This is a genomic window from Paludisphaera mucosa (assembly GCF_029589435.1).
Taxonomy (GTDB): Bacteria; Planctomycetota; Planctomycetia; order Isosphaerales; family Isosphaeraceae; genus Paludisphaera; species Paludisphaera mucosa.
On sequence record NZ_JARRAG010000002.1, the window covers coordinates 955367 to 982295 of the forward strand.

Below are 26929 nucleotides of genomic sequence, written 5' to 3' on the forward strand. Positions count from 1 at the left end.
GCAACGCCTGCCGGCGGCCGGGCCTCTCGCTCGCCGTCCGATCGAGGTCGATCGAGAATGATCGAGGATCGGCTTCGAATCGGCTTCGTCCGCACCCGCGACCAATGAACCCATCGGACGCAACCCACTAAGCCGCATAATTTTAAGACCCGAAAAACCGGCAATTCCGCACAAATCGCAGCGCTCGATTTTCTGCAAGAAAGGCGATCGTGCGTCTCCGATCATCCCGTCGATCCGCCGGCCCCGGCCCGCCGAGGTGTGGGTTCGGCGAACCCTCCCAGGATAGGATGCGCCGATTTGCACGATCCGTTCGGGGGCGGACCGGAATCGGGCCTCGCGAGCCTGGATGAGGGCGCGGCGGCGGGGTCGGCTCAGTCGTCGTCCTCGTCGGGAGCGAGGGCTTCGAGGCGGGCGCGCATGCGTTCGAGGGTGGCCGCGGACCCGGGGGTGGGCGCCAGGTCGTGGAGTTGCCCGGGGTCGGCGGCGACCTCGTAGAGTTCCTCGCGGCCGTCGGCGTTGCGGATGTACGAGAAGCCCTCGGCGACCAGGGCCGCCATCGGCCCGCGCCAGGCGGGGGGGCGGGCGAGGTTCCTGGAGACCTCCTCCTTGATCCGGACCTCGGTCAGGACGGCGGCCTCGTCCGACGGCCGTCGCGCGAGCGACGCGCCGGGGAAGGCGGAGGGATCCAGGCCGAGGACGTCGAGGACCGTCGCGGGGACGTCGCGGAGGCTGACGGGCGCGCCGATCGACTGGCCGCCGCGGGCTCCGTGGGGCAGGAAGACGAGCAGCGGCACCCGCGTCTCCTGGTCGTACAGGCTGCGGCCGTGGCCGATCAGGTCGTGCTCGCCCAGGCCCTCGCCGTGGTCCGAGGTCAGGATGACGAGCGTGTCGTCGAGCGCCCCGCGCCGCTCCAGCTCGTCGAACAGCTCGCCGATTCGGCGGTCGAGGTAGGCGAGGCAGTCGTCGTACGAGTCCCGCGCCAGGGCGAGCTGCTCGTCGGAGAGGCCGACGCGCGAGCGGACGTCCCACTCGCGGATCAGGGCCTCCTCGTCGGCGTCCGCGGGGGGTCGGCCGAAGGGGCGGTCGGCGTCCGCGGGGGGGACGAACGGGCCGTGGGCGTCGAAGTAGTTGAGGAAGGCGAAGAACGGCCGGTCGTCTTCGCCCTTGCGGTCGAGCCAGTTCAGGAACGCGGCGTTGATCCGCCCGGCGTCCTTGCGCCTCCGCTCGACGCCGCCGAAGGGGTCGGAGAGCATCCGGACGGCCAGCCGGCCCAGCGACGAGCAGCGCAGGGCCTCTTCCATCGAGACCGCCGTCTGCTCCTCGTAGAAGTCGTCGTAGTGCTGGAAGCCGCGGCCGAGGCCGAACCAGGCGTTGCAGAAGAACGTGTTGGCGATGAACCCGGCCGTCGCGTAGCCGTGCGCCGCGAGGGCCTCGGCCAGCGTCGGGAAGGCCCGGCCCATCGGCTTGCGCTCGCCGACGTCCAGCTCGTGGGGCCATCGGCCCGTGAGCATGCTCGCGTGCGAGGGGAGCGTCCACGGGGCCGTCGACCGCGCCTGGTCGAATCGGACGGCGCGGGAGGCCAGGCGGTTGAGGTTGGGGGTCGTGTCGCGGTCGTAGCCGTACAGGCTGAGGCTCTCGGCGCGCACGGTGTCGAGCACCAGCAGGAGGACGTTGGGCGTCTCCTTGACGGCGGCCGGCGCCGGGGCCGGGCGACGCTCCGCCAGGGCGGCGTGGATCCGGTCCCAGCCGTGGAGGCTGGCGGCGACGGCGCCCAGGACCAGGGGCGCGACGACGAGCAGGCGCTGGAACCTCGGCAGGTGCGTCGAGCCGTGGCGGGACGTCATCGCCCCCACGCCCGCCGCCAGGGCCACCGCCGCGAAGGCGTAGAGCCCCGGGACCGTCAGCAGCAGGGCCAGGCCGCAGAGGAACCCCATCGCCCAGAGCGCGACCCGCCCCGCCCACCGCGGCCGCAGCCAGGCGACCAGCCCCAGCACGGCCCCCGAGCCCCCGAAGATGACGAGGTTCGAGGCCGGGATCATCCAGAAGAAGTGCCGGCTCATCTGGAAGTCGCCGAGCGACACCCCGCCCGAGACCGCGTTCCGCACGAGCCATTGCGTCAGCTCGAGCGCCCCCGTCAGCAGCCCGAACAGGAGCGCCAGCCGCGCCACGCCCAGCGGCGAGACCGTCCGCTCGGCCGCCGGGGCCGAGCCCTTCTGCGAGTTCGCGTCGTCCATGCCGCCCCCCTTCCCCATGCTGGGAACGGCCCACCAATACATTAAGACGGCGATCCGGGCAACGCCGATCCGCGTCCCCCCGGGCCTCAGGCGGCGGGCTTGACCGCGGCCGCCTCGGCCTGGGCGACGGCCCGGCGGATGGCCTCGGGGACGCCGACGGGGTGGATCCGGGGGAAGAGCTTCCGGGCGTCGTCGCCGCGGACGACGGTCGGGTTCTTGAGGCCCTCGATCAGGTGGCGGCCGACGCCGAACTTGTTGGGGGTGACGAGGGCGAGCCAGAGGCCCGAGAGCCAGGGCGTCAGGATGGGGACCGAGATCAAGACCCGGCGCAGGCCCTTCCGGCGCGCGTATTCCTCGATCAGGTCGCGGTACTTCACCACGTCGGCCCCGCCGATCTCGACGACCCGGCTCGCGCCCGGGGGGAGGTCGAGGGCCGCGTCCAGGTAGGCGACCACGTCCTCGACGGCGATGGGCTGGGTGGGGGTGGAGAGCCACTTGGGGCAGATCATCACGGGCAGGCGGTCGGTCAGCGACTTGACCATGTCGTACGACAGGCTGCCGGGGCCGAGGATCGCCGACGCGCGGAACTCGATCGTCTCGACGCCCGTGCTCCGGAGGATCTCGCCGACCTCGTGGCGGCTCTTCAGGTGCGGCGAGAGGTCGGGGTCGGCGTCGTCGCCCAGGCCGCCGAGGTAGATGATCCGCCGCACGCCGGCGGCCTTCGCGGCCTCGGCGAAGTTCTTCGCGGCGCGGCGGTCCTGGGCCTCGAAGTCGTCGGAGTCGGTCATCAGGTGGACGAGGTAGTACGCCGTGTCGACGCCGGCCAGGGGGCCGTCGAGCGAGGCCCGGTCGAGCGCGTCGCCCGCGACGGCCTCGACGTCGGGGCCGAATTTCGCGCGGATCGCGTCGGGCTTGCGGGCGAGGCAGCGGAGCCTCGCGCCGCGGGCCTTGAGGGCCGGGATCAGCCGGCCGCCGATGTAGCCGCTGGCCCCGGCGACGAGAACGAGCGGAGATGGTTCGGGATTCGCTTGCGACATGGGGTATCCTGGAGTCTTTGGATCGCGGCCTTCCCCGGTGAAGTCGATGTTCACGTTCCGCAAACCGTCTGCCGAAACCGTCCGCAAGTTCCTCGACGGCCAGGACGACCTCGATTTCACCTACGCCCCCGTCGGCGCGACGGCCGACGTGCCCCCCGCCGACTACCGCCTGAATCATACCCGCAAACGGATCGGCGCGGGCCGTGAGGCGTTCGCACGCGCCCGGGCGGCCCTCCGGCGCTGGGACCAGTTCCGCATCGGCTGGGCCGAGATCCGGCCGGCCGACGCGGTCGTCCGCCCCGGGGCCGTCGTGGCGATCGTGGCGCGCCGCCTGGGCCTCTGGTGGCTCAACGCCTGCCGGGTCGTCTACGTCGTCGACGAGGACGGCGAGGCCGCCGCGCGCTTCGGGGTCGCCTTCGGCACGCTCCCGGGCCACGTCGGCTCGGGCGAGGAGCGGTTCCAGGTCGAGTGGGACGGCGCGACCGACGAGGTCTGGTACGACGTCTCGTCGTTCTCCCAGCCCCACCTGTGGCTGACCCGCCTGGGATACCCCTACATGCGACGGTCGCAGAAGCTGTTCGGCCGGCAGTCCGCCGCGGCGATGGTCGAGGCCCTGGCGCGGGAGGCGACCGTCCCGCCCCCGGGCTGAGCCGAGGGCCCGTTACAATCTGTTACCGAAAACGGCGGCGAAAGGGCTTCATTCCCCGCGCCAGGGCCCCTACCCTTAGAGACGTCGGCCGCCTCAGGGTCGCGGCGTCGCCGATCCCCGTCCCATCACGTCTCGACGGCCTTCCAGGAGCCTCGCCATGCCCTCCCCCATCCGGCCGGCCGACCGCCGGGCCTTCCTCGGCGCCCTCTCGATGGGCGCGGCCTTCTTCACGACCCGCGGGCTCTTCGCCGAGGAGCTGGCGCGCACCCCCGCGCGGACCGAGGGGCCGTTCTACCCCGACAAGCTGCCGCTCGACCAGGACAACGACCTGATCGTCCTGGGCGACTCGCTCACGCCCGCCGTGGGCGAGATCACCCAGCTCCACGGCCGGATCCTCGACGCCTCGGGCGGACCGATCAAGGACGCCACGATCGAGATCTGGCAGTGCGACGCGAACCAGGTCTACCTGCACTCGGCCGACAGCGGCCGCAACGCCGAGAAGCAGGACAAGAACTTCCAGGGCTTCGGCCGGTTCACCACCGGCGCGACGGGCGAGTACCGGTTCCGCACGATCAAGCCGGTCCCCTACCCCGGCCGCCCCGCGCCTCACATCCACTTCAAGATCAAGAAGGGCGACCGCACGCTCCTGACCTCGCAGATCAACATCGCCGGCCATCCCGGGAACAAGGTCGACGGCGTCGTCCTCGGCGGCATCGGCGTCTTCGACCGCGAACTGCTCATGGCCGAGTTCAAGCCCATCCCCGACTCCAAGACCGGCGAGCTGGCCGCGGCCTTCGACGTGATCCTCGGCCGCACGCCCGACGACCACGCCCTGCACGCCCTCCGCGACGCACGGCCGCGGAACGCCTGAACCGGCACGTCTTCGACATCCAGAATTTGCGAGGTGATTTCATGATCCGATTTTTGATCGTCGCGGCGGCCGCGCTCGCACAGGGGCCTCCGGGGGGCGGGCCGTCGCTCTCGAAGGAGGCCGACGTCCAGGACGTCGTCGCGCGGATGACGGCGTTCGACAAGGACGGCGACGGCAAGCTCGCCCGCGGCGAGGTCTCCGACGCGCGGCTGCTCGGCCTGTTCGACCGGGCCGACGCCGACAAGGACGGCGCGGTCACGAAGGCCGAGCTGACCGCGCTGGCCGAGGCCGAGCACTCCGACGCCCCCGACTTCGACTTCGGCCCGCCCCCGGGCGGGGGACCGGGCTTCGACGGCTTCCCCGGCGCGCCCCCATCGCGTCCGGGCGAGGTCCTCTCCCCTCCCCTGCGCCAGGCCCTGGAGCTGACGCCCGAACAGCGCGGCAAGATCGACGAACTCCAGGCGAAGGTCGACGCCGCCCTGGCCGAGATCCTCACCGACGCCCAGAAGGCGGAGCTGAAGGCCGCCGCGCGGCCGGGCCCCGGCCCCGGCGGACCGCCCCCCGGCCGCGGCCCGGGCCGACGACGGCCAGGCCCCCGCTGATCGGCCTTCCCCTCGCGGGGGAAGGCATGCCCCGCAGGGGTCGGATGAGCGGGAGCCCGCGCGAGGCCCCTTCGGAATCCACCGGCAGGCCGGATGTCGGAGCGGCGGCTTTCGTGCTCGTCACCCCCTCATCCGGCCCTTCGGGCCACCTTCCCCCGCGAGGGGGGAAGGCCGTCGTCCGCGGACCCAGCCGGCCCATTGGAACGGCCGCTCAGTAGGCGACGTTGTCCTTGAGGCCCGCGTATTCCTTCCAGACCTTGACGGCCTCGTCGCGCAGCAGGGTCACCTCGGGGATCTTCCGCTCGGAGACGGGCGCGGCGAACTGCTCGTAGATGAAGGCGTCGTCGAAGCCGCCGTACTGCTTGGAGTCCTCGACGGCCGCGCCGTAGACGATGCCGTCGAGCCCCGCCCAGTAGGCGGTGGCCAGGCACATCGGGCACGGCTCGGACGACGTGTAGAGGACGCAGCCGTCGAGCTTGAGCACCTTGAGCGAGCCGCAGGCGTTGCGGATCGCCTCCATCTCGCCGTGCCAGGTCGGGTCGTGGTTGGCGACGACGTGGTTCGACCCCTCGCCCACGATCTCGCCCTGGCGGTCGACGATCACCGCGCCGAAGGCCCCGCCCGTCCGCTTCTCGACCCCCGCCGTCCGCGAATTCGCGATCGCCCGCCGCATGAAGGCCCGCGACTGCTCGGGCGTGTACCGCGACTCGACGTCCCGGGCCGTCACCCAGACCTTCTCCGAGACCGCGCGGTTCTTCGAGGGCTCGTCCGCCCCCCCGGCGAGGCTCGTCCGGGCCGCCCAGACGCCCAGCGAGATCCCCGCGACGGCCGCCGCAACCGCGGTCAACGCCAACCGCCGCCCGCCCTTGTAAACCGGCATCGAATCCATAGGTGAATCCCCCCTTCGATATTCCCCTCGGCCTGACAGCCCACGCCCAGGCAAGGCTAGGTCACGCCGGACGGGTTGGGGGGGAAATCGCGAGGATCGTCGAAATCGCCCGGCCCCCGGGGCGCGAGGGGCGGCCGTCGACGAGATTCCGCGCGCGTTCCGCGGGATCCCGAACGATCCCTTCGAAGGGCGTCGCGACGACGCTCGATCTACCCATCACGCAGCCGAAGACCCGAGGGGCCGCCATGACCACGATCTGCATCCTGCTCGCGGCGACGACGCTCGCCCAGGGGTCGCCCGGCGGCGGCCGCTCGCTCCCGAAGACCGCCTCCGCCCGCGACGTCTTCGCCCGGATGAAGGCCCTCGACAAGGATGGGGATGGGCGACTGACCCAATCCGAGGTCGCCGACCCGCGCCTCGCCGCCGTCCTCGCCCGCGCCGACGCCGACGAGGACGGCGTCGTCACCAAGGCCGAGCTGGCCGCCCTCGCCGCCAAGGAGGGCGCCGCCGCCCGGTCGACGTCGCGGGCCCGGTCGTCGCGCACCACCCGTTACCGACCGACCTCCGACGCGTACGCTCCCGATGCCGGGCCGTCCTCGGGCTCCGGCGGACCTCGCGAGATCTTCGCTTTCGCCGGCGCCCCGCCTCAGCAAGGCGGCGGACATGGCGGTATGGTCATGAACGGCGGCGGGATGAACGGCGGGATGGGCATGGGCGGCATGGGCATGAACAATGGGATGGGCATGGGCGGCGGACACGGCGGCATGGGTATGAATAATGGCGCGAGCACGAACACGAGCGGCACGAGCAATACCATGGGCATGAACGGCATGGGCATGAACGGCGGCTGGAATCAGGCCGGCCAGAACACGACGAATCCGTCCGCCTCCACGTCCTCGCGTCCCGCCGAGATCCTGTCGACGACCGCGCAGGACGCGCTGGCCCTGACGGCGGCGCAGCGGAAGCAGCTCAGCGCCTTGCAGGCCAAGGTCGACGGCGCGCTCGACCAGATGCTGACCGAGGATCAGAAGCAGCAGCTCGACATGATGGCGTCCCGAGGGATGCGCGACGCCGGCCAGCCCTGACGGACGCCGGCGCGATGCGGCGGCCCGCCGAGCTTCCTCAATCGAGGATGATCCGCGGGCCGTCCTCGACGTCGATCTCGACGACGTCGCCGCGGGCCATCTGCCGGCGCTTGCGGAGTTCCTGCTCGCCGTTGACGCGGATCAGGCCCTCGGCGACGAGGTTCTTGGCCTCGCCGCCGGTCATCACGCAGCCGGCCCGCTTGAGGACCTGGATGAGGTTGATCTCGCGGTCGCCGACGTCCAGGCGGATCTCCTGGCGCTCGCCCTCGCTCATCGCGGGGCCGCCGCCGGGGCGGGATCGGGCAGGCCGAGCTTGTCGAGCCCCTTGTCGATGGCGTCGCTCAGCGACTTCTCCAGCTTGCGACGGCTGTCTTCGATCGTGCCGTCGGTCCCCTGCTCCAGCCGCTGCCGGGCCTTCTTGACGTCGTCCTGCACCCGGGCGATGCGGTCGCGGTACTTGCCGAGCCGCTTCGCGACCTCGCCGGCCTTGCCCTGCACCTTGCCGTCGGGGTCCTGGATCTGATCGGCCAGGTTGCGCCGGGTCTCGTCGACCGCGCCGGCGACGGCCTCCTTGAGGCGGCCCTTGTCCTTCTCGAACAGGTCGCGGATCGTGCTCGCCTTGCCGTCGGGGTCGAGCGTCTCGACCAGCGCCTGCTCGGCCTTGCCGCGTCCCTGCTCGACGAGCCTGTCCACGACGTCGCGCGTCGAGGCCGGCGCGGCCGTGGCCGTGTAGTTGTCGGCGTCCCCCTCGCGGCGCGGGCCGACCGCGGCGTCGAGCCGGGCGGAGGCGCGCGAGGCGACGGCCTGATCTCTCGCCTCCGGCTCCGGCGCGGCTTCGCTCTCGGCGGCGGCGACGGCCCCGGGCCAGTACGGGGCGAGGGCGTTGCGGACCTCGCCCGGCAGGATCGGGCCGACGTTGCTGACGAGGCTGTTGACGACCTTGCCCGTGGGGCTGGCGAAGATCGGCTGGCGGGTGCCGGGCGCGACGCTGACGACGAGCATCGTCGCCAGGATCCCGACGGCCGCCCCCTCGACGCCGCCGAGCATCATGCCGAGATGCCGGTCGTAGGCGTCGAACCTCAGCTTGCGGATGACGTTGCGGACCATCCACGCCAGCCCGAAGACCGCGCCCGAGACGACGAGGTACGAGCCCGCCATCGACATCGCGCGGGCCGCCTCGGGCGTGCCGGGCAGCATGGGGGCGATCGCCGCCGAGACCTGGTACGAGAACAGGTATCCCAGCACCAGCGACCCGATGCTCGCGAGCTGCCAGGTGATCCCCCGCCACGCCCCTCGGATCATCCCGGCGATCAGGACCGCCGCCATGGCCATGTCGTAGTACGTCATGCGTGCCCCTCCATGCTTCGTGTCCGCCCGCGCCTCGTGCGCGGACCTTCCCCGAGGCGCGGCATGGTATCCCAGGAGCCGCGCCTCGGGAAGCCGGATTTGCTCAAGTCGCGGAGCCGTCAGGCCGACGACGACTCACTTCCTCGTGACGTCCGACGACAGGCTGGACGCCAGAGACTGGAGCGCCACGAGGCGGCCGGCGGGCGTCTCGAAGGCCTCGATCTGCTCGGGCGAGGGCGCCGTCCCGGACCGGCGATAGGCCTGCAGGATCGCCGCGGCGCGGGACTGATCGCGCTGACCGGGGGAGAGCGTCGAGGGGTCGGGGGCCGGGGCCTTCTCCGCCTCCAGGGTCGCCTTCATCGGGTGAGCCATGAATTCGCGGAGGACGCCGATCAGCCGGGGGGGGACCTCCCGATCCAGGTCGTAGTAGGCCATGGGTGTGAAGGCGTAGCCCTTCACCGATTTGTCGCGCGGCGGATCGGTGGGGCGGGGTTCGAGCACGACGAGGGCGCGGCGGGTGAGCGTCTGGTATCCATCATCGTCGCCGTCCTTGCGGAGCCTGACGGCGAGGGAACGGAGCCCGCGAGCCTTCTCGAGCCCCGGCTCGTCGCGGATCGCCTCGACGGTCTGGGTCGCCCGGGCGACGCCGTCCGTCTCGATCTGGACCTCGGCGAACAGGCAGAGGAGGCGCGATCGACGGGGTTCGGGCTGGGCGAGGGCCTTGGGGATCGCCTCGGCCACGACCGCCCTTGCAGCGTCCCGGCGACCCGTCGCTTCGAGTCTCCGGGCGAGCACGTACCAGGCGACGAGCTGCTGGTCCGCCGCGACGACGCCCCGGGCCAGTTCCGCCGAGCGGGTGAAGGACGCGTCGGCGCCGGCGCGGTCGCCGGCCTCGGACCGGGCCTGCGCGATGTGCGCGAACGTCGCGGGCTTGACCGCGTCGTAGTCGCCGTCGCTCGGGCCGGGGTCGTCGGCCCGGCGGACGTCGGAGATCGACTCGGCGGTCGCCAGGCCCTCCGCGACGTCCCCTCGCATCGCCTGGAGCCGCGCCACCGTCGACAGCAGGCGAGCCTGCGACCTGGCGTCGCCGGCCGATCGCGCGGCGTCGGCGAGCCTGGGGAGCGAGACGCGGGCGAGTGGTTTGGAGTAAGGCCTCAGCGGGGCGTCGAGGCTGATCAGGATCGAGCCGGCATCGGTCGGAAGGGCGGTGTCGAGGTGGCACAGGCCGTTCAGGATCTCCGTCAAGGCTGCGGCGCGGGCGGGCGGCTGGAGCGAAGACGCCAGGGCCAGGCCGTCGTCGAACGCGGCCGGGCCGCCCTGGCCCACCACGGACGCGAGGATGTGCATCGCGGAGTCGCGCTCGCGGGCGTCGGGGAGGGCGAGGGCTAGCCGTCGCGCCTCCGCGATCCTCTCACGGCCGCGGGGGACGTCGCCCGCCTGGAGCAGCAAGCGTCCGTATGAGGCGAGGACCACGGGCCTCGCGGGGCCCTGCACCGGCTCAAAGATCTTGAGGGCCTGGTCGACGAGTCGTCTCGTCTCGCCGGCCCCCACGATCTCCGGAGCCTGTTGCATCACCGAGAACAGGGCCTCGATCCGATCGTTCAGCTCCTTGGCGGTCGCGTCGGGCTCCTCGCCCCCGCCGGCCCGACGCACTTCCTCGTCATGACGGATCTCGACCACGACGGGAGAGCCGTCGGGGGCCACGCCGATGGAGCGACTCATCGCCTCGCTGACCTGCGCTTCCAGCAACCGGGCGGCCCCAGGGCTCGGCATGACGTCCGTCGGCTGGATCGCCCCGATCAACTCTCGCACCATGGCCCGAGATCCTTCGGCGTCGCCCGCCTTGTCGCGAAGGATGGCGATCTGGACGATGGATTCAACGACATCCCGGTCCCGGGGCCTGAACGGCGCAGCCCGATCGGGGAGCTTCGGGGGGACGACCCGGCCGAGCGTCTCCAACGCGCCGGGCCGGTCGTCCCGGCCGAGCTGCGATTCGGCGATCGTCAGCAGCGTGTAGCGCAGCTGGTTGTCTTCCTTCGGGGCGGGCGTGACCGCTGCGGCCTCGGCCAGCCGCTTCAGCGTCGCGCGGACGTCGTGGTCGGCCTGGGCCTTCGGGTCGGGGGGCTCGGCGCGGGTGGGAAGCGCGAGGGCGGCGGCGAGCAAGGCCGCGGCGCACAGCGCGAGGGCCTCGGGGGCGGTGGGCTTCATCGTCATCGGGCGGTCCTCCTTGAGCAGGATGCGACGGATCCTCGTCGCGATCGGGCGTTCGGTCAGGGACGCGGCGGCGGGCGCGGCCGGGCGGGCGCCGGCCAGGGCGGCGAGCAGCTCGGCGTAGGCGCGGGGGCGGCCGGTGCGGGCGACGACGAGGCGGTCGCAGCAGGTCTCGCGCTCCAGGCGGACCCAGGCCGAGAGCCACCACGTCGTCGGGTGGAAGAATAAGAGCGCCTCCACGAGTTTCTGGAAGAGGCTTGTGAGGTTGTCGCGGCGTCGCAGGTGGGCCAGCTCGTGCAGCAGGGCCATCTCGACCTGGTCGGGATCCCAGCCCGTCAGCGCGGCGGTCGGCAGCAGGATCAGGGGGCGGACGATCCCGATCAGCACCGGCGCGGCGATCCGGTCGCAGGCCGCGATCCCGACCTCGCGGGCGATCCCCAGCGACCGCGCCAGCTCTCGGCACCGCTCGACGATCGGCCCCGATTCGAGCGGCAGGCCGGCGCGGCGGAGCCGCTCGACGCCGACCAGGCCCGTCGCCAGCGAGGCCAGGGTCAGCAGCGAGCCGACGAACCAGACGCCGGGCAGGATCGCGACCCATGGATCGAGGAATCGAAACATCCTGATCGATTCGGGGGCCCCGGTCGGCCGCGCGGGGGACGGGGCGAATTCGTAGGCGACGCGGGAATTCGCGTCGACCGCGAACGCGATCCTCGGGACGACCTCGGCGGGCCTCGCCGCGGCCGTCGGCGGGGCCGGGTCGTACACGGCGAAGAAGGCGGCGAACGGCGCGATCGCCAGGCCGATCAAGGCCGTCAGCGCGGCGGCGTGGCGGGTTTCGGCCGCGGCGCGGCGGAGCAGCCGGCGGGCCAGCGAGGCGACCAGGCCGACGGCCGCGCCGATCCAGAGCATGTGCAGGAACGTCCAGCCGAGGGCCGTCCAGGCGGGCGAGGTCGTGGGGATGTTCATCTCCCGGCCCCCTTCCGCTTGCGGGCGGGCCCGGCGTCGTCGGCCTCGTCGAGCAGGGCGCGGATGGCCTCGCGGTCGCGGTCGTCGAGGGTCCCCTCCTCGATCATGTGGGCGACGAGGCTGCGGGCCGAGCCGTCGAAGACGTGCTGCACGAGCTTGCCGAGCAGCCCCGAGGCGGCCGCCCCGCGCGTGGTCTCGGCGGCCCAGACGTACCCCTTCGCCCCGTCGTCGCGGCGGACGAGTTTTTTCGTGAGCATGACCTTGAGCGTCGTCGCGACGGTCGTCAGCGCCACCGACCGACGCGCCTGCAAGGCCTCGTGGACCTTGCCCAGCCCGGACGGGCCGTGCTCCCAAAGCACCTGCAAGATCGCCAGCTCCGCATCCGTCGGCTGGCCGCTCGGGCTCCTCGCCATCACGGGCCTCCTTTCCCCCTGGGGTGCTCCTGGTTGAACCGGACTCGCTCCGCGATGATTCGGTTTCTATAAAAATAGAATCGGCGCGTCAAGGAGATTCGGCCGGGTTTCGAAACGCGAACCGGCCGGCCGTCGCGGGATGCGAGGGCCGGCCGGGGCATGCGATACTTCAGATCACATCAATACTGGTCGGCGCTGATGACCTCGCCGCCGTTGCGGGTGGAGAGGGCCTGGTAGACGCCGAACTTCGAGCCCGGGGCGAGGGTGATGCCGTAGGGCGAGGCGGGCGTGCCGCCGGTGGGCAGGCCGTTGATCTGGGGCGAGGTGATCGTCCAGGAGTCGATCGAGTCCTTGAGGAAGCGGACGGAGCCGTCGCACAGGGCGACGTTGACGCCGCCGGGGTGGAAGCTCATGGCGTTGCTGATGGCCCAGTTGCGCAGGGCCTGGTTGCTCGGGTCGCCGGTCGGGTCGGAGTACTTGCGGCCCCAGTTGGGGGCGAAGCGGGTCTCCAGCGAGGCCCCGCTGGCGTCGTTGCCGCTCCAGATGTGGAACTGGGGCCGGGTCGTCTGGCCGAAGACGCCGTGGCCGTTCTCCGAGTACATCATCGTGTTGCTGGTGCCGTCGGTGATCGAGGCCAGGGTGACGAGGTCGGCGATGATGGGGCCCTTGGCGTACTGATTCAGGCCGGGCACGATGAAGAGGCCGCTGGGGCCGCCGGACAGCCCGAAGGCGTTCCACGGGCCGACGAAGCCCGAGTAGTGGCTGTGGACCTGGCGGAAGGTGTCCGGGCCGAACTGGAGCCTCTCGGCCTCGCCGGTCGAGGGGTCGCTGGGGCAGGTGAACGTGGAGATGGCGATGCCCGGGATGGTCCAGTTCTCGGGCTGGAAGAACGCCTGCATGAAGTTCCCCGCGTTGTACGCCGCGTTCTGCTCGATGAACGGGCAGAGGCGGACCAGCGACGCGAAGCCGAGGTTCGTCTGGAACCCGGCGCCCTGGACCATCAGCACCGGCGGCAGGGCGCCGGTGGCCGACTCGTAGTTCACGGCCCCGAGGGCGATCTGCTTCAGGTTGTTCGTGCACTGCATCCGGCGGGCGGCCTCGCGGGCCGACTGCACGGCGGGCAGCAACAGGGCGATGAGTACCGCGATGATGGCGATGACGACCAGCAGCTCGATGAGGGTGAACCCTCGGCGCGGAAGGCGGCTCGTTTCCATTTCCGACTCCTTGATGAATGACGGGTCGACTGGTGAGGGCCGGCGCGGGAACGCCGTCGACGGACGACGCGCCGGATCCCGGCCGCGCGGCCGGGGGGCGTTGGATCGGATCGGTTCGATTCGGAAGGGCGGGCTAGCCCTTGGGCTTCTGCGCCTTGCCCTTGGGCGTGACCTTGAGCTTCAGGTCCTCGGCCGGGATGTCGATCGAGCCGGCGCCGCGGACCGTCTCGTCCTTTTGGCAGCCGACGCCCGCCGCCAGGCAGGCTCCGCCCAGGAGCGCGAGCGCCGCACGGCGGCGCGACAGGAGGTCGTGACGATTCATGGGGATGACTTCAACTCCGTCGCGGCGCGGACCAGTACGTCGGTCCCGGTACGCGGGCCATGGAATGGCGAGAAACATCGGCGTCTTGGTGATGATTCGGCAGCGGGTCGACTTCGAGTCGCCGCTTCGTCGCCCTGACGGGAGGGAGGATCAGGACGAGGGAGGCGGATCGTGTCGGGCCCGAGGGCCCGGGAGATGATAGGGGAGGATTCGTCTCGTTTCGCGACGGCGACGGTCTCCAGCAGTCATCCAGGCGGGATGAGGCGGAAACCCACCCCGCGCCCCCTGACGGCGGGCGCGGCCCGGGGTCCGCACGCATACATCTTAATTACATCGCACCATCTTGGTCAATCGCTTCCACCGTTATGTGGAGAATGCGGACCGGCCGGGACCGGGCCCCGGGGCGAAACGGCCTCACGATCGGCTTCGGCCTTGGCAGGCAGGGCAGACGGGTATGATGGGGATGGCGCGGAAACGGGGGCGGTCGGGGGCGAAGGCGCGGTCTGGGGTGTTTCCAGAGTCACGTCGGGCGTGCGTGGGATCTGGAGGGATTCCGCCGGGATGTCGATCGACCCGGCACCGCGGATCGAGTCGTCCGGCTCTTCGCAACTCGTCCCGGCGATCAGGACGACGCAGGATAAGAGGATCAGCCCGACGCGGCGACGCGACGGTGAGGCGCATGGGATCATGATGCAAGGCGCTCGCGGCAAGGGTGGGGCCGGCCCGGGGCGGGCGGCCGCTGGCGATCGATCCTAGTCGCGAGGACGTCTCGGGGTCAACGCGACCCGGCACCGCGCTCAGGTCCCGAACAGGGGGGCGATGGGCGAGCCGTCGCAGAGGCGGATGGGGCGGTCGAGGCGGTCGCGAAGCTCGGAGGCGGGGTCGACGCCGAGGGCGTGGTAGAGGGTCGCGGCGAAGTCGCCGGGGGAGTACGGCGGGCTGGCCGGGTAGGCGCCGATGCGGTCGGACGCGCCGACGACCTGGCCGCCGCGGACGCCGCCGCCGGCGAAGAGGGCCGAGAAGACCTTGGACCAGTGGTCGCGGCCGTCGGCCGTGTTGTTGTTCCCCGTGCTCGACCCGATCCGCGGGGTCCGGCCGAACTCGCCGGCGAGGACGACGAGCGTCTCGTCGAGCAGGCCGCGGGCCTTCAGGTCGTCGAGCAGGGCCGACATCCCCCGGTCGGTCGGCGGCAGCAGGTTGTTCTTGAGGTTCTTGAAGTTGGCCGAGTGGGTGTCCCACTGCTGCACGCGGCCGAGGTTGACCTGCACGATCGGCACGCCGGCCTCGACCAGGCGGCGGGCGAGCAGCAGCGACTGGCCGAACATGTGGCGGCCGTAGCGGTCGCGGACGGCCGGGTCTTCCTTGTCGAGGTCGAACGCCCCCGAGACCCGTCCCGACGTCAAAAGCGACATCGCCCGCGCCCGCTGGTCGCTCATCGGGTCGCGGCCCAGGTCGGTCTGGGGGAGCATGCCCGCGTTGACCTGGTCGAGCAGCGCCTGCCGCCGCCCCAGCCGTTCGACGCTGAAGCCGACGGGGAGCGCCAGGCTCTCGACCTGGAAGCCGGGCTTGTTGGGGTCCTGGCGGATCTGCCAGGGGTCGTGGCGGGGGCCGAGGAAGCCGGCGTGCTGGCCGGGCCAGGTGAGCGGGCCTTCCATCAGGTAGGTCGGCAGCATCACGCCGGTCGGCACGCCGTCGGTCCGGGGGCGGAGGTAGTCCAGGCCCGAGGCGTAGCAGGGGTAGTCGTCGCGCGAGGCGATCTTGTCGAAGAACGCGCCGGGCTGCGAGTGGCCGGTGAGCAGCTCGTGGGTCGCGTTCAGGTGGTTCGTGTACTTGTGCGAGAGCGAGCGGACGACGGCCAGGTCGCCGGCCCGCTGCGCCAGCAGGGGCATGTGCTCGCAGAACTGGATGCCGGCGACGGCCGTGTCGATCGGCTTGAACTCGCCGCGGATGCCGTCGGGGGCGTCGGGCTTCATGTCGACCGAGTCGATGTGGCTCAGGCCGCCGGACATGAAGGCGATGATGATCGACTTCGCCCGGGGCGCGCCGGCCGTCCGCCTGCCCGTCGCCTTCGCCGTCGGATCCGCCAGCGCCCGCGCCGAGAGGACCTGGGGCAGGCTCATCCCCAGGAAGCCCGAGAAGCCGACCTGCAAGACCTCGCGGCGGACGAATCCCCGCGTGTGCGTGTGGCCCGCCGTCATGTCCGGTCCCCCATCCCTCGCCCCGTTCGTTTGAACAGGAGTTTAACAGACGCCCCGCGACCCCGGCCAGCGTAATCCTTCGGACCGGGGGCGCGGCCTCACTTCCCGGACGTCTTCATCAAGTAGGCGACGATGTCGCGGAGCCTGGCCTCGCCGAGCACGGGGACGAGGCCGACGGGCATGATCGAGGTCGTGCCGGGGCGGAATTCCTCGATCTCGGCGCGGGGGAAGGTCGCCGACTTGGCCTCGGCGTCGACGACCCGGATCGCGTCGGGGCCCTCGGCGCGGACGACGCCGGCGGCGACGCGGCCGTCCTTCAGCGAGACGGTGTACGTGACGAAGTCGGGCGTGATCGACTCGGTGGGGACGGCGATGCTGCGGTACAGGTGCTCAACCCCCTTGCGGCCGATCGTCGTGAGGTCGGGCCCCACCTGCCCCCCCTTGCCCCGGACGACGTGGCACTGCGAGCAGAGGGCCTCCTTGCTGAAGAAGGCCTCCTCCCCCTTCGCCGGGTCGCCGCCCGCGAGGTCGGGGATCGCCAGCGGCTCGGGCTTCGAGGTCGCCAGGGCCGACGAGACCCAGGGGAGCAGGAACCGCGGGGGCTTCGATCCGGCCGGCGCGGCCCCGTCGAGATCGATCCGGATGGGGCCGGCCGGGACGTCGGGGCCGGTGGCGACGGTCAGCGACAGGAAGACCGGCTGCGAGGCGTCGGCGATCGTGAACTTCACCCGGCTCCCGCCGGATTCGGTCTTCTCGATGGTGTTCTCGCCGTCGCCGAAGAGGCACTCGACGATCTCCGCGGGCGACCCGATCGTCCCCTCGACCTTGCCGGCGTCGAGGACGACCTGGGCGTCGAGCCGGAGCCGGCCCGGCTTCCGGAGGTCGGCGGCCCGGCGGGCCCGTCGGGGGCTCGTCGCGAGCCGGCCGAATCCGCGGACGTCGAGGTCGGGCAGCCCGTCCTTCCAGGTCGGCTCGGGCCCGGGCTCGGCGCCCGCGGACCACGAGGCCTCGACGCCGTCGAGGGTGTAGACGACCTTGCCGAGCCGGCCCAGGCCGTCGAGCGGCAGGACGTAACGCGCCGGCCGCGGGTGCGGGTCGGTCGCCAGGATCAGGGTCCGGCCGTCGTCCTCGGCCCTGGCCCCGGCGACCTTCAGCGCGCCGAGGGGCTCCGCCGCGGCGTCGGGCGTCCCCACGCCTTCCTCGTAATATGGGATCGTCCGGCCGACGAGCGCCGCGACCGCCGCCGGGTCGGCGGGGCCGGGCAGCGCGACGACGACGTCGAGCGGCCCCGACGTCCAGGCCGTCGCCGCGTCGTCGGGCGCGCGGGCCGACGCCGCGACGGCGATCAGCCCGAGCAGGACGACGGCGGCGGAACACGAGGCCCGGGCGAGTCGGCGTGCGGCGATCATGATCATTCGGGCTCGCAGGATGATGCGTCGACGTCCGGGGCGCGTCCCGGACCGTCCCGCAACCATCGTAGCGGGCCGATCAAGGCCCCGGCGAGCCCGGCTTCCCCGGCCCCGCCGCCGCGGAAGGGCGATGGCCGGCGCTCACTCCCCGGGGGCGGTCGCCGCGTGCTTTTCGCCGGCCGCGAGGGACGCGTCGAACCACGCCTTCTGATCGAGCACGGCATGGACGAAGGTGCCGCGGTGATCGGCCAGGCTGCCGGCGGGCATCGCCCGGGTCTCGGCCCCGCCCATGAGGTCCTGGAAGCCGATCGGCAGGGTGGCGATGAAGGGCGGGACGACCTCGTCGACCTCGCCGTAGTACGACCGGAGCGGGGTCCGGCTCCGCCAGTGGTAGACCTGGCTTTCGCGGAGGATCCGCCAGAACCGCCCCTCGCCGACCGAGCTGGCCGACCGGAACTCCTCGCGCAGGAACTCGTTCAGCGAGGCCGGCGTCTTGCTCCGGAATTCCTCCCAGGTGATCCGGCCGTCGTACAGGTCGCTCGCCGCCTGCTGATAGGCCGGCTCGATCGCCGAGGCCGCCAGGCCGGGCAGGTCGTGGTACTCGGCGTAGGCGTTCAGCTGGAGGGCCAGAAGCGCCGGCAGGTAGACCGCGTCGAGGTCGCGGGGCGCGTGGATCCAGCGGTTGACGATCGCGAAGAGGTCGTTCGGGGTGCTTGCCACGGCGGCCGCCGCCACGGGGACGCCCACGCTTTCGAGCTTCTCGAGGAAGGCCATCGTGCTCCAGGCGCCCTGCGACCAGCCGCTGACGAACAGCGGCCCCTGCCGGACCTTGAGCGCGTCGCAGACGGGGCGCGACGCCCGCAGCATGTCGAGGCAGGCCTGCTGGGTGCTCGCCTTGACGAGGTAGCCGTCGGGCTCGGCCGACTCCCCCTTGCCGAAGTAGTCCGCGCCGATGACCACATACCCCTGCCCTGCGAACTGGGCGAGCATCAGGCGGGTCTCCATCGACTCGTCGGGATGGCTCGGCACCGCGGTCTTGGTGAAGACCGTCCCGTGCTGGTACGACACGACGGGCATCGTCTCGCGGCCCGCGTCCGGCACGGCGACCAGCCCGGAGGCCGTCGTGGGCCGGTTGCCCCGCTCCGGGATCACCGACTCGTAGAGCACCCGGTAGAGCCTCACCGGGTAGCGCGCGGGCGGGAACTCGGCCTCGAACTTCGAGAACTCGCGGCGCTCCGTCGTGAGGATCCGATCGAGGCGGGCCACGTCGTAGGTCCCGATCTCGCGATACCGGACGCCGCCGGCGACCGGCGTGTAGCCGTCCGGGGGCGCCTCGGCGGCCTTCAGCCGCGCGGCGTCCGCCGCCAGGAGGACGATGACGATCGACAGTGCGACCCGCGTGCGAACGAACATGGAGGGCTCCTTACCGGATCGGCTCGACGACTCCTGGACGGCCCGCGCGGGGCGCGCGAGGTCCCTGGAGAAAGCCTACGACGTCCGGCCGGATTTCGGGCCCATACCTCCCCTCCGGGGCTCCGTCGGCCGGGCCTTGGTCGCGGCCCCGGGCGCGGTTATGATCCGGGACGAGCGGCACGCCCGCCCCCCGCGTCCCCTTCCCGACGGCCCGCCCGCGCCGGGAACCCGCCCCGCACCCGCTTGCAGCCTCCCCGGCAGGAGCCGATCTCATGAGCCCTCAACGTCACGCGCGGCTGTTCGCGTCCCTGCTCGTCGCGACGACCTCCTCGATCGCGGTCGCCCGCGCCGAGGAGTCTCTGGCGAAGCGGTTCGCGGAGCCTTCCCGGTCGACCCGCATCCTCAAGATCATCCACAACTGGCCCGACGCTCCCGAGGCCCAGGACGCGCTCGTCCAGCGGCTCGACGGCCAGGGCTTCGGGGGGGTCGTCTCGAACGTGGCGTTCGACCAGTACCTGGAGAGCGAGCCGAAGTGGGCCGCCTTCCGGCGCGGGATCGGCGAGGCTCGCAAGGCGGGCTTCACGCAGTGGCTCTACGACGAGAAGGGCTATCCCTCGGGCAACGCCGGCGGCCTGGTGCTGCGCGATCATCCCGAATGGGAGGCGAGCGGACTTTTGATCGCCGACGCCCGCACCGAGGGCCCGGCCGTCGCGCTCGTCGCGCCGCCGGGCGAGGTGTTCCTCGCCGCCGCCTTCCCCGAGCGCGACGGCCGCATCGACCGCGACGCGCGGGTCGACCTGGCCGCCTCGGTGCGCGACGGCAAGCTCGCCTGGACGCCCCCGGCCGCCGGCGCCTGGCGGGTGGTGCTGGCGACGCGGAGCCGGCTGTTCGACGGCACCCACGCCGACTCCAACCTGTTCAGCCACGTCCCGTATCCGAACCTGCTCATGCCCGAGCCGACGCGGAAGTTCCTGGAGCTGACGCACCGGGCGTACGCCGGCCGCCTGAGCTCCGACCTCGCCGCGACTTTCCAGGCGACGTTCACCGACGAGCCGTCGCTGATGAGCTTCTTCCTCAAGCCGATGACGTACAAGGTCCTCCCCTGGGCCCCCGGCCTGCCGATCGAGTTCCGCGAGCGTCGGGGGTACGACCTGTCGCCGTTCGTCGCCGACCTGATCGTCGACGCCGGCCCGGAGGGCTCGAAGCATCGCCACGACTTCTGGCTGACGGTCGGCGAGCTGGTCTCGGAGAACTACTTCGGCCAGATCCAGGCGTGGGGACGGTCCCAGGGCGTCCCCTCGGGCGGACACCTGCTGCTGGAGGAGCCGATCGCGTCGCACGTCGCCGACTACGGCGACCTCTTCCGCTGCCTGCGGCGGATGGACGCCCCGAGCATCGACTGCCTGACGAGCATCCCGTCCGAGGCTCCCTGGTTCGTCGCCCGGCTGGCCGCGAGCGCGGCGGAGCTGGAAGGACACGCGCTGGTGATGTCGGAGACGTCGGACCATGTCCAGCGGTATCGTTCGCAGGGGGACGCTCGGCCCATCCGCAAGGTGAGCGAGGCCGAGATCCGCGGCACGATCCACCGCCTGATGCTCGGCGGCGTCAACTGCATCACCAGCTATTACAGCTTCGACGGCCTGGACGACGACGCGCTCCGCCGGCTCAACGCCCACGTCGGCCGCGCCGGGATGATGATCCGGGGCGGCGCGCAGGTCGCCGACGTCGCCGTCGTGTACCCGATCGAATCGCTCTGGGCGCGGTTCGAGCCCTCGCGGCACATGACCGCCGACGCCGTCGAGGCGAACCGGGTCGAGACGATCTACCGCGAGGCGCTCGACCGGCTCTTCGCGGCCCGTCGCGACCCGACGATCGTCGACGCCCGCGCGCTGGCCGAGGCGAGGGTCGAGGGCGACGCCCTGGTCCACGGCGAGCTGCGATGGCGGGTCGTAGTGCTGCCGGGCGTGGACACGCTGCCGACGGCGGCCTGGGAGACGCTCGACCGCTTCGCCGCGTCCGGCGGGGTGGTCGTGGCGATCGGGGCTCGGCCCGAGAACAGCGCCTCGCGGTTCCCGGACCCGGACGTGCGGGCGATCGCCGCGCGGCTGCTCGGCGCCGAGGCGACGGTCGCCGAGCCGCGGGTCGTCGCCGACGCGGCCGGCGGGGGCGGCGTCTTCCTGCCCGACGGCTCCGCCTCGCTCCTGCCGGCGGTGCTCGACGCCGTGCTCGACCCCGACGTCGCCGCCACCCGTCCCGATTCGCCCCTGCGCGCCACGCACCGGCGGATCGACGGCCACGACCTGTACCTCATCGCCAACGACGGCGACGCGGCCGTCTCCGAGGCCGTCCGCCTCCCCCTCGCCCCGGGCGCGACGGCCGAGATCTGGGAGCCGGCGACGGGCGCCGTCCGGCCGCTGGCCGTCGTCGGCCGCGGCGAGGTCCCGATCGCGCTCGGGCCTTACGGGGCCGCGCTCGTCCGCGCGACCGGCGTCGAGCCCCGCGGCCGGCGTCCGCTCGCGACCGGGGCCCTGCCCAACGTGAGGCTGACGAGGCTCAAGCTCCCCGAGCCGGTCGTCGGCCGCGGCGAATTCGTCCGCGAGGCGACCGAACCGCGCGACGGCTCCTGGACGTTCCGCGCGACCCTGACGAAGGGGGCCGTCGACACGCACCTGTTCGCGTCCTTCCCCTTCGCGCCGGCGCTCGACCTCTCCGGGGTCGACGCCCTGGTCGTCGACGCGGCCGTCGCGCCCGGCCAGCGGACGCCGACCCGATTGCTGGTGGTCGTGCGCGAGGCGGACGGCGGGGAGTTCCTGGCCTCGACGTCGCGGTCGCTGGGCACGGCGGGGACCGCCCGCGCCTTCGTCCCCTGGTCGAGCTTCGCCAAGGCGGGCTGGTCCCACGAGGGCGACGAGGCCCTGGACCGCTCGCGGGTCGCCGAGATCCGCGTCGGCTGGGGCGGCTATTTCGGGGCCGAGGGCGAGACGATCGCCTTCCGGCTCGACGGCGTCGAGACGGCCGCCGTGGGCGCGAAGTGAGCGGCCCTCAGCGCCAGTAGCGCGCGGCCCCGAACAGGCCGAGGGCCAGGGCCGCCAGGACCAGGAAGGTCAGGAAGACGTCCCTGAACTTCCAGCGGCCGTCCTCGGCCTCGAAGCCGACGAGGTTGCAGGGGCCGCCGTCGTCGAGCCTCGGCTCGGCCTCTTCCGACCCCGCGGAGTCGCGATCGCCGATATACGTCGTCATCGCCAGGACCTCCGGCCAGCCGCCGCATCCCGGTCGTCCAACCTCGCACCCGGTCAAAGTACCAGAAGCGCCCCGTCATGAACACGATTCGATGCCGTCCCTGAAAGGGTTTAAAGAACCCCGGGGCGGGCGCTCATTTCGGGGCGGTCGGCGCGGGGAGGGGCTTCGGCTCCGGGTCGCCCTCGACGATCCGGTAGACGCGGTCGGGTTCGAGGTTCTCGAACACGTCGCGGCCGCCGGAGGGCCAGGCGACCTCGACGCGGTCGACCCTCGGGGCGGCGCCGAGTCCGAAATGGACGCGGGGCGAGACGGCCGACTGGTAGCTGCCGCCGCCGAAGCGGACGCCGACCTGGCGACGGCCGCCGGCCTGGATCGTCAGCTTCGCGCCGACGCCGTCGCGGTTGGATCTGGTCCCGACGAGTTGGAAGGCGACGGAGCGGCCGGGGGACGACGCCTGGTGGAAGCAGGCGAGGGGCTGGCCGTCGGCGACGATCAGGACTTCCGGCCGGCCGTCGCCGTCGAGGTCGCCGACCGCGAGCCCCCGGCCGACGCGGGGGGCCGACCAGGGCGCGCCGGCCTCGGCGGACGCGTCGCGGAGCCGGCCCCGGTCGTCGCCCAGGAAGAGCTGCGCGGGCATGGCGTAGCGGGTCGCCGGGCTGTAGTCGTTGACGTGGCCGTTGGCCTGCGCCAGGTCGAGCCGGCCGTCGCAGTCGGCGTCGAGCGCGGCCAGGCCGAAGCCCAGGACGTAGCGGGTGGCCGCGGCCAGGCCGGCGGCGGCCGAGCGGTCGCTGAACAGGCCGGCGCCGTGGTTGTGGTAGAGCGTGGTCGACTCGCCGAAGAAGTTGGTCACGGCCAGGTCGATGCGGCCGTCGCCGTCGAGGTCGCCGCAGGCGATCCCCATCCCCGCCAGGTAGCCGCCGCCGGCCGACGCCGCCAGGCCCGACTCCATCGCCTGCTCGACGAACTTCAGGCCCCCCTGATTGCGGAAGTACAGGTTCGACGTCGTGTCGTTGGCGACGAAGAGGTCGACGAGGCCGTCGTCGTCGAGGTCCACGGCGACGACCCCGAGGCCGCGGCCGTCGGGGTCGACGATGCCGGCCTCGGCGGTGACGTCGACGAACCGGCCGCCGTCGTTGCGGTAGAGGCGGTCGCCGATCGCCGGGAAGAGGCGGGGGTCGCAGTACGAGAGCCCCTGGCCGGACGCGTCGGGGCAGCGCTGGGGGTTCGTCTCGTCCCAGCGGACGTAGTGGCAGACGTAGAGGTCCAGGTCGCCGTCGCCGTCGAGGTCGGCGAAGGCGGCGGAGGTCGGCCAGTCGCGGTCGCCGCCCAGGCCGGCGGGCTCGGTGGCCTCTTCGAACGTGCCGTCGCCGCGGTTGCGGTAGAGGGCGTAGCGCCGCCAACGGGTGACGAAGAGGTCGGCGCGGCCGTCGCCGTCGTAGTCGCCGACCGCGACGCCGTGGCCGTAGCCGCCGGGGAGCTTCGCCAGGCCGGCGGCGTCGGTGGCGTCCTCGAACGCGCCGTCGCCGCGGTTGCGGAAGAGGCGGTCGCCGAAGGGGGCCGACGGGGGCGGCGGGAAGGTCCCCCCCTGCACCGCGTAGACGTCGAGCCGGCCGTCGCCGTCGTAGTCGAGCACGGCCAGGCCGCCGCTCATCGTCTCGGGGAGCTGGCGGGCGTCGCTGCGGCCGTTGTCGAACGTGAACCGCAGGCCGCGCGCCTCGGCGTCGTCGACGTAGGTCGGGACGGGCCCGGCCCCGGGCTCGGCCTTCGCGGCGGCGGCCTTGGCGAGGATCGGGCCCAGCCATTCGGCGAAGGGGCGGGCCGAGTCGTCGGCGTCGGGCTTCGCCGCGAGGGCGCGGGACTTCTCGTCCGCCTCGACGCGCGCGGCCGCGTCGGCCGCCTTGAGCGCGGCCAGCCGCCACCAGAGCCGGGCCTCGTCCGGGACGCCGGCGACTTCCGAGGCGCGGGCGATCTCGGCCGCGCGGGCCGCCGGGTCGGGCCCGGCCAGCAGGGCGCGGCGACGCTCGACGGCGGCCTCGACCTCGGCCTTGCGGCGGCGGAGGGCGGCGGCGCGGTCGCCGCGGCCCGCTTCCGCCTCCAGGTCGGCCAGCCGCTCCAGCGCCGGCAGGGCGGCGGGCTGGCGTTCGAGCCAGCCCTCCAGGGCGGCGCGCTCGCCTTCGCGGTCGCCGGAGCGGGCGGCGAGCCAGGCGCGGAGGGCGTGGCGCTCGGACGGCGACAGGGCGTCGGTCGGGACGAGCCGGGCGGCCGCCACGGCGGACTCGGGGCGGTCGGCGGCCTTGCTCCAGAGCAGCCGCGTCCGCGCGACGAGCGGGTCGCCGGGCGCGGCGGCCTCGCACTTCGAGAGCCGTCGGCCGGCCTCGTCGAGCCTCCCCGCGCGGAGGTCCAGGTTCGCCAGGGCGAGTTCCAGGCGGTCGTCGTCGGGGGCCAGCTCGTACGCCTCGTCGAGCACCTGGCGGATGCCGTCGACGGGGTAGGCGGCGCCCTCCAACGCCCAGAGCGCCCGCAGGGGCTCGACCGGATCGTTGGTGCGCTCGGCCTGGCGGAGCAGGAGCCGGCGCTGGTCGCGGACGCGGCCCGTCAGGGCGTAGAGCCGGCCGAGGACGTCCCCGGCCTGGTCGGCGATCGTCCCGCCGCCCCGCGCGGCGCGATCGAGGGCCTCCTCGGCCGGTCGGTAGCGGCCGGCCTCGATCTCGACCCGGCCCAGCGCCAGCGCGGCCTCGCGCGCCAGCGGGTCCGCGTCGGCGACGCGCCGGAGCGATGCGGCGGCAGCCTCGCGGTCGCCGGCCCCCCACGAGGCGACGCCCAGCCAGTAGGCGAGGTCGCCCCGGCCGGGACGGCCCGCCGCCAGCGGGGCCAGCCGCGCGCGAGCCTCGGCGGGCCGGCCCGACTGCAGCTCCTCGCGCGCGGCGCGGAGGGCCTCGTCGACCCGCCCCTCGTCGACCAGGCGGAGGACGAACCAGCCGAGGGCGGCGAGGGCCCCCAGGACGCAGACGATCAGGCTCAGGCGGCGACGCATGATTGGGGGGTCGACTCGGGGTGCGGGCGGCCGGGAAATGCGAAGACCCGGCCGGGCGCGGACGCCGGGACGGGTCTTCGATCTTACCGCATCTCGCCGTCGGGCTCGACCGGCTCGCTCAGGCTCAGTAGGAGTCGGAGCTGATCACTTCGCCGCCGGCCTTGGTCCCCAGCGCCATCCAGGTGCGAAGGTTGACCGAGTCCTTGATGAACTTCACGGAGCCGTCGGCCATCAGGGCGTTGACGCCGCCCGAGTGGTTGCTCTGGGCGTTCGAGTACGCCGAGTCGTCCGGGCCGCAGCCGCCGCAGTCGGGGCGGCAGGAGTTCCAGGGGTACTGCTTCGAGTTGGGCGGGACGATCGTGTGGAAGAGGGTGATCGTCGTGGCGCCCCAGCCCCAGCGGGCCCCGTTGGAGTTGCTGATGTTGGTGTTGGACTTGTAGGCCGTGGTGCAGGCCTGGAGCGACTGCACGAGGACGGCGTCGGCCAGCGTCGAGGCGTCCTGCACGAGGTTCGTCGCGCCGGTGACGCCCGTGACCGAGTTGTTGGGCCGATTCACCGAGATGCCGGCGGGGTCGCCGACGAGCGACTCGGAGAAGGCGATCGTGTTCGAGCTGCCGTCGGTGATGTCGCGCAGGCCGTTGACGACCCAGTACGCGAAGACGCCCGTGGAATAGGCGCTGCAGCCGGGGTCGCCGCCCGTCTTGTTGTACGGGTCGGGCCGGCAGCTCGCGTAGCCGGGGTACTGCTCCCAGCGGGCGGTGGTGGTGCCGACGCTGCCCTTGTAGCTGTTGGTGTTGCCCGGGCCGTTGCCGCGGGGGACGCTCCCCTTGCCGGCGTTGCCGTCGGAGGGGCAGAGGAAGCCGCTGATGAGGGTCGTCCAGGCGGTGCCGTTGATGTTCTGGCCGTCGCCCTGGCCGCCGCAGTACATGAAGTTGATGGAATTGTAGATCGGGGTCTGCTCCATGTTGGGGAGCATCATGGCCTGGGGGCCCCACTCGGTCCACCCGGCGTAGCCCGCGTAGCCGAGGCTGGCCGACGACTGGGCCTGGCCCTGGGGGAACGAGCCGACCGAGGAGTGGTAGTTGTGCAGCGCCAGGCCGATCTGCTTCAGGTTGTTCACGCACTGCGAACGCCTGGCGGCCTCGCGGGCGGCCTGGACGGCCGGCAGCAGGAGCGCGATCAGGACCGCGATGATGGCGATCACGACCAGAAGCTCGATCAGCGTGAACCCTCTCCGATCATTCGATTTCATGGCGACCTTCCTGAAAAAACGGGGACGATGAACGAACGATGACGCGGATCGCAGGCGCGCCGGGACGGATCCCGGACGTCCCCCCGGCGCGGACGTCGGGGGCGGGTGCCTGCTCGGATTGATCGGGAAGCCGTCCGGCGCGACGACCCGGAGGCCGCGGGACGGTCCGCGAGCCCTTGCGGGCCCCTTACCCCTTCTTCGCCGCCTTCTCGGGGTGCCGGCCGATCGGGATGCCCGCCTTGCCGTAGGCCTTCTGCCGGGCGGCGATCTCGTCGTCCTGACGCTTCTGGATCTCCGCCTCGGTCGGGACCGGGGCGGCCGGCGCGCCGCCGTCGCAGCCGACGACCAGGGGGGCGACGGCGACCAGGGCCGTCGCGGCGAGGAGCGGGATCACGCGGTGGAACCGTGAGCGATCATCCACAGGTGACATCTCCCGTGATGGGAGCTCCTGCATGAGAGAGGATGAAGAATCGAAGCCGCTCCGAAACCGAGGCGAACTTCCAGGCACGACCTGCCTAGTCAGTATTCTTACGGAGTTGATTC

At 72.6% G+C, this 26929-nt stretch carries 21 protein-coding genes; 5 read left to right on the forward strand and 16 right to left on the reverse strand.

What is annotated here, in order from left to right; translation table 11 throughout:
• Window positions 1-371 precede the first annotated feature (371 nt).
• Window positions 372-2234 (reverse strand): sulfatase, encoded by a 1863-nt coding sequence (locus tag PZE19_RS13410; protein WP_277861132.1) that lies wholly within the window; start codon window positions 2232-2234, stop codon window positions 372-374.
• Between the two features lie 86 nt (window positions 2235-2320).
• Entirely contained in the window at window positions 2321-3271 is a 951-nt protein-coding gene (locus PZE19_RS13415) for an NAD(P)H-binding protein (RefSeq protein WP_277861133.1), read from the reverse strand.
• A 46-nt stretch (window positions 3272-3317) separates the two neighbouring features.
• Between PZE19_RS13415 and PZE19_RS13420 the strand changes: the two genes are divergently transcribed.
• The 3 genes from PZE19_RS13420 to PZE19_RS13430 all read left to right on the forward strand — a co-directional run bounded on the left by PZE19_RS13420 (window position 3318) and on the right by PZE19_RS13430 (window position 5393).
• Entirely contained in the window at window positions 3318-3920 is a 603-nt protein-coding gene (locus PZE19_RS13420; RefSeq protein WP_277861134.1) for a DUF1990 domain-containing protein, read from the forward strand.
• A gap of 157 nt (window positions 3921-4077) precedes the next feature.
• Window positions 4078-4791: a dioxygenase family protein gene (locus PZE19_RS13425; RefSeq protein WP_277861135.1), complete on the forward strand. Its 714-nt coding sequence runs from the start codon at window positions 4078-4080 to the stop codon at window positions 4789-4791.
• A 41-nt stretch (window positions 4792-4832) separates the two neighbouring features.
• Complete coding sequence (locus PZE19_RS13430; RefSeq protein WP_277861136.1) at window positions 4833-5393, forward strand: EF-hand domain-containing protein; 561 nt, start codon at window positions 4833-4835, stop codon at window positions 5391-5393.
• A 211-nt stretch (window positions 5394-5604) separates the two neighbouring features.
• On the opposite strand, the gene PZE19_RS13435 is transcribed toward PZE19_RS13430, so the two are convergent.
• Entirely contained in the window at window positions 5605-6282 is a 678-nt protein-coding gene (locus tag PZE19_RS13435) for a nucleoside deaminase (protein ID WP_277861137.1), read from the reverse strand.
• A gap of 245 nt (window positions 6283-6527) precedes the next feature.
• Here PZE19_RS13435 and PZE19_RS13440 point away from each other — a divergent pair, with 245 nt between their 5' ends.
• Entirely contained in the window at window positions 6528-7367 is an 840-nt protein-coding gene (locus PZE19_RS13440) for an EF-hand domain-containing protein (protein WP_277861138.1), read from the forward strand.
• Between the two features lie 37 nt (window positions 7368-7404).
• Here the strand turns inward: PZE19_RS13440 and PZE19_RS13445 are convergent, their stop codons facing one another.
• From PZE19_RS13445 to PZE19_RS13485, 9 genes are all read right to left on the reverse strand, one after another.
• Window positions 7405-7641 (reverse strand): RNA-binding S4 domain-containing protein, encoded by a 237-nt coding sequence (locus PZE19_RS13445; RefSeq protein ID WP_277861139.1) that lies wholly within the window; start codon window positions 7639-7641, stop codon window positions 7405-7407.
• Window positions 7638-8714 (reverse strand): CvpA family protein, encoded by a 1077-nt coding sequence (locus PZE19_RS13450; protein WP_277861140.1) that lies wholly within the window; start codon window positions 8712-8714, stop codon window positions 7638-7640. The genes PZE19_RS13445 and PZE19_RS13450 overlap by 4 nt, the downstream gene beginning before the upstream one ends.
• A 135-nt stretch (window positions 8715-8849) precedes the next feature.
• Window positions 8850-11891 (reverse strand): M56 family metallopeptidase, encoded by a 3042-nt coding sequence (locus PZE19_RS13455; RefSeq protein ID WP_277861141.1) that lies wholly within the window; start codon window positions 11889-11891, stop codon window positions 8850-8852.
• Window positions 11888-12304 (reverse strand): BlaI/MecI/CopY family transcriptional regulator, encoded by a 417-nt coding sequence (locus tag PZE19_RS13460; protein ID WP_277861142.1) that lies wholly within the window; start codon window positions 12302-12304, stop codon window positions 11888-11890. Before PZE19_RS13460 ends, PZE19_RS13455 begins: the two co-directional genes overlap by 4 nt.
• A gap of 179 nt (window positions 12305-12483) precedes the next feature.
• Window positions 12484-13518, reverse strand: a complete 1035-nt coding sequence (locus PZE19_RS13465) for a DUF1559 family PulG-like putative transporter (protein WP_277861143.1) — start codon at window positions 13516-13518, stop codon at window positions 12484-12486.
• 133 nt (window positions 13519-13651) lie between these two features.
• On the reverse strand, window positions 13652-13840 hold the full coding sequence (locus PZE19_RS13470) for a hypothetical protein (RefSeq protein ID WP_277861144.1): 189 nt from the start codon (window positions 13838-13840) through the stop codon (window positions 13652-13654).
• 797 nt (window positions 13841-14637) lie between these two features.
• Complete coding sequence (locus tag PZE19_RS13475; RefSeq protein ID WP_277861145.1) at window positions 14638-16038, reverse strand: DUF1501 domain-containing protein; 1401 nt, start codon at window positions 16036-16038, stop codon at window positions 14638-14640.
• Between the two features lie 98 nt (window positions 16039-16136).
• A complete protein-coding gene (locus PZE19_RS13480) occupies window positions 16137-17447 on the reverse strand; it encodes a c-type cytochrome (protein WP_277861146.1) in 1311 nt (436 codons plus the stop codon).
• Between the two features lie 141 nt (window positions 17448-17588).
• Complete coding sequence (locus tag PZE19_RS13485) at window positions 17589-18860, reverse strand: alpha/beta hydrolase family protein (RefSeq protein ID WP_277861147.1); 1272 nt, start codon at window positions 18858-18860, stop codon at window positions 17589-17591.
• Window positions 18861-19132: 272 nt separating this feature from the next.
• Between PZE19_RS13485 and PZE19_RS13490 the strand changes: the two genes are divergently transcribed.
• Complete coding sequence (locus PZE19_RS13490) at window positions 19133-21895, forward strand: glycosyl hydrolase (RefSeq protein WP_277861148.1); 2763 nt, start codon at window positions 19133-19135, stop codon at window positions 21893-21895.
• A 7-nt stretch (window positions 21896-21902) separates the two neighbouring features.
• Here PZE19_RS13490 and PZE19_RS13495 read toward each other — a convergent pair whose 3' ends face one another.
• The 4 genes from PZE19_RS13495 to PZE19_RS13510 all read right to left on the reverse strand — a co-directional run bounded on the left by PZE19_RS13495 (window position 21903) and on the right by PZE19_RS13510 (window position 26807).
• Window positions 21903-22100, reverse strand: coding sequence for a hypothetical protein (locus PZE19_RS13495; protein WP_277861149.1), 198 nt, complete (start codon window positions 22098-22100; stop codon window positions 21903-21905).
• A 133-nt stretch (window positions 22101-22233) separates the two neighbouring features.
• Window positions 22234-25134, reverse strand: coding sequence for a CRTAC1 family protein (locus PZE19_RS13500; protein WP_277861150.1), 2901 nt, complete (start codon window positions 25132-25134; stop codon window positions 22234-22236).
• A 124-nt stretch (window positions 25135-25258) separates the two neighbouring features.
• Window positions 25259-26386 carry a DUF1559 domain-containing protein gene (locus tag PZE19_RS13505; protein WP_277861151.1) on the reverse strand — a complete coding sequence of 376 codons (1128 nt, stop codon included), beginning with the start codon at window positions 26384-26386 and terminating at the stop codon, window positions 25259-25261.
• 187 nt (window positions 26387-26573) lie between these two features.
• Window positions 26574-26807: a hypothetical protein gene (locus tag PZE19_RS13510; protein ID WP_277861152.1), complete on the reverse strand. Its 234-nt coding sequence runs from the start codon at window positions 26805-26807 to the stop codon at window positions 26574-26576.
• Between the last annotated feature and the right edge of the window lie 122 nt (window positions 26808-26929).

Bases quoted from the DNA above. Each gene is read 5' to 3' on its own strand.
- PZE19_RS13420 (WP_277861134.1), top strand. From the start codon at position 3,318: ATGTTCACGTTCCGCAAACCGTCTGCCGAAACCGTCCGCAAGTTCCTC.
- PZE19_RS13490 (WP_277861148.1), top strand. From the start codon at position 19,133: ATGAGCCCTCAACGTCACGCGCGGCTGTTCGCGTCCCTGCTCGTCGCG.
- PZE19_RS13485 (WP_277861147.1), bottom strand. From the start codon at position 18,860: ATGTTCGTTCGCACGCGGGTCGCACTGTCGATCGTCATCGTCCTCCTG.
- PZE19_RS13495 (WP_277861149.1), bottom strand. From the start codon at position 22,100: ATGACGACGTATATCGGCGATCGCGACTCCGCGGGGTCGGAAGAGGCC.
- PZE19_RS13460 (WP_277861142.1), bottom strand. From the start codon at position 12,304: ATGGCGAGGAGCCCGAGCGGCCAGCCGACGGATGCGGAGCTGGCGATC.
- PZE19_RS13480 (WP_277861146.1), bottom strand. From the start codon at position 17,447: ATGATCGCCGCACGCCGACTCGCCCGGGCCTCGTGTTCCGCCGCCGTC.
- PZE19_RS13435 (WP_277861137.1), bottom strand. From the start codon at position 6,282: ATGGATTCGATGCCGGTTTACAAGGGCGGGCGGCGGTTGGCGTTGACC.
- PZE19_RS13475 (WP_277861145.1), bottom strand. From the start codon at position 16,038: ATGACGGCGGGCCACACGCACACGCGGGGATTCGTCCGCCGCGAGGTC.
- PZE19_RS13430 (WP_277861136.1), top strand. From the start codon at position 4,833: ATGATCCGATTTTTGATCGTCGCGGCGGCCGCGCTCGCACAGGGGCCT.
- PZE19_RS13425 (WP_277861135.1), top strand. From the start codon at position 4,078: ATGCCCTCCCCCATCCGGCCGGCCGACCGCCGGGCCTTCCTCGGCGCC.
- PZE19_RS13505 (WP_277861151.1), bottom strand. From the start codon at position 26,386: ATGAAATCGAATGATCGGAGAGGGTTCACGCTGATCGAGCTTCTGGTC.
- PZE19_RS13450 (WP_277861140.1), bottom strand. From the start codon at position 8,714: ATGACGTACTACGACATGGCCATGGCGGCGGTCCTGATCGCCGGGATG.
- PZE19_RS13500 (WP_277861150.1), bottom strand. From the start codon at position 25,134: ATGCGTCGCCGCCTGAGCCTGATCGTCTGCGTCCTGGGGGCCCTCGCC.
- PZE19_RS13445 (WP_277861139.1), bottom strand. From the start codon at position 7,641: ATGAGCGAGGGCGAGCGCCAGGAGATCCGCCTGGACGTCGGCGACCGC.
- PZE19_RS13410 (WP_277861132.1), bottom strand. From the start codon at position 2,234: ATGGACGACGCGAACTCGCAGAAGGGCTCGGCCCCGGCGGCCGAGCGG.
- PZE19_RS13470 (WP_277861144.1), bottom strand. From the start codon at position 13,840: ATGAATCGTCACGACCTCCTGTCGCGCCGCCGTGCGGCGCTCGCGCTC.
- PZE19_RS13465 (WP_277861143.1), bottom strand. From the start codon at position 13,518: ATGGAAACGAGCCGCCTTCCGCGCCGAGGGTTCACCCTCATCGAGCTG.
- PZE19_RS13415 (WP_277861133.1), bottom strand. From the start codon at position 3,271: ATGTCGCAAGCGAATCCCGAACCATCTCCGCTCGTTCTCGTCGCCGGG.
- PZE19_RS13440 (WP_277861138.1), top strand. From the start codon at position 6,528: ATGACCACGATCTGCATCCTGCTCGCGGCGACGACGCTCGCCCAGGGG.
- PZE19_RS13455 (WP_277861141.1), bottom strand. From the start codon at position 11,891: ATGAACATCCCCACGACCTCGCCCGCCTGGACGGCCCTCGGCTGGACG.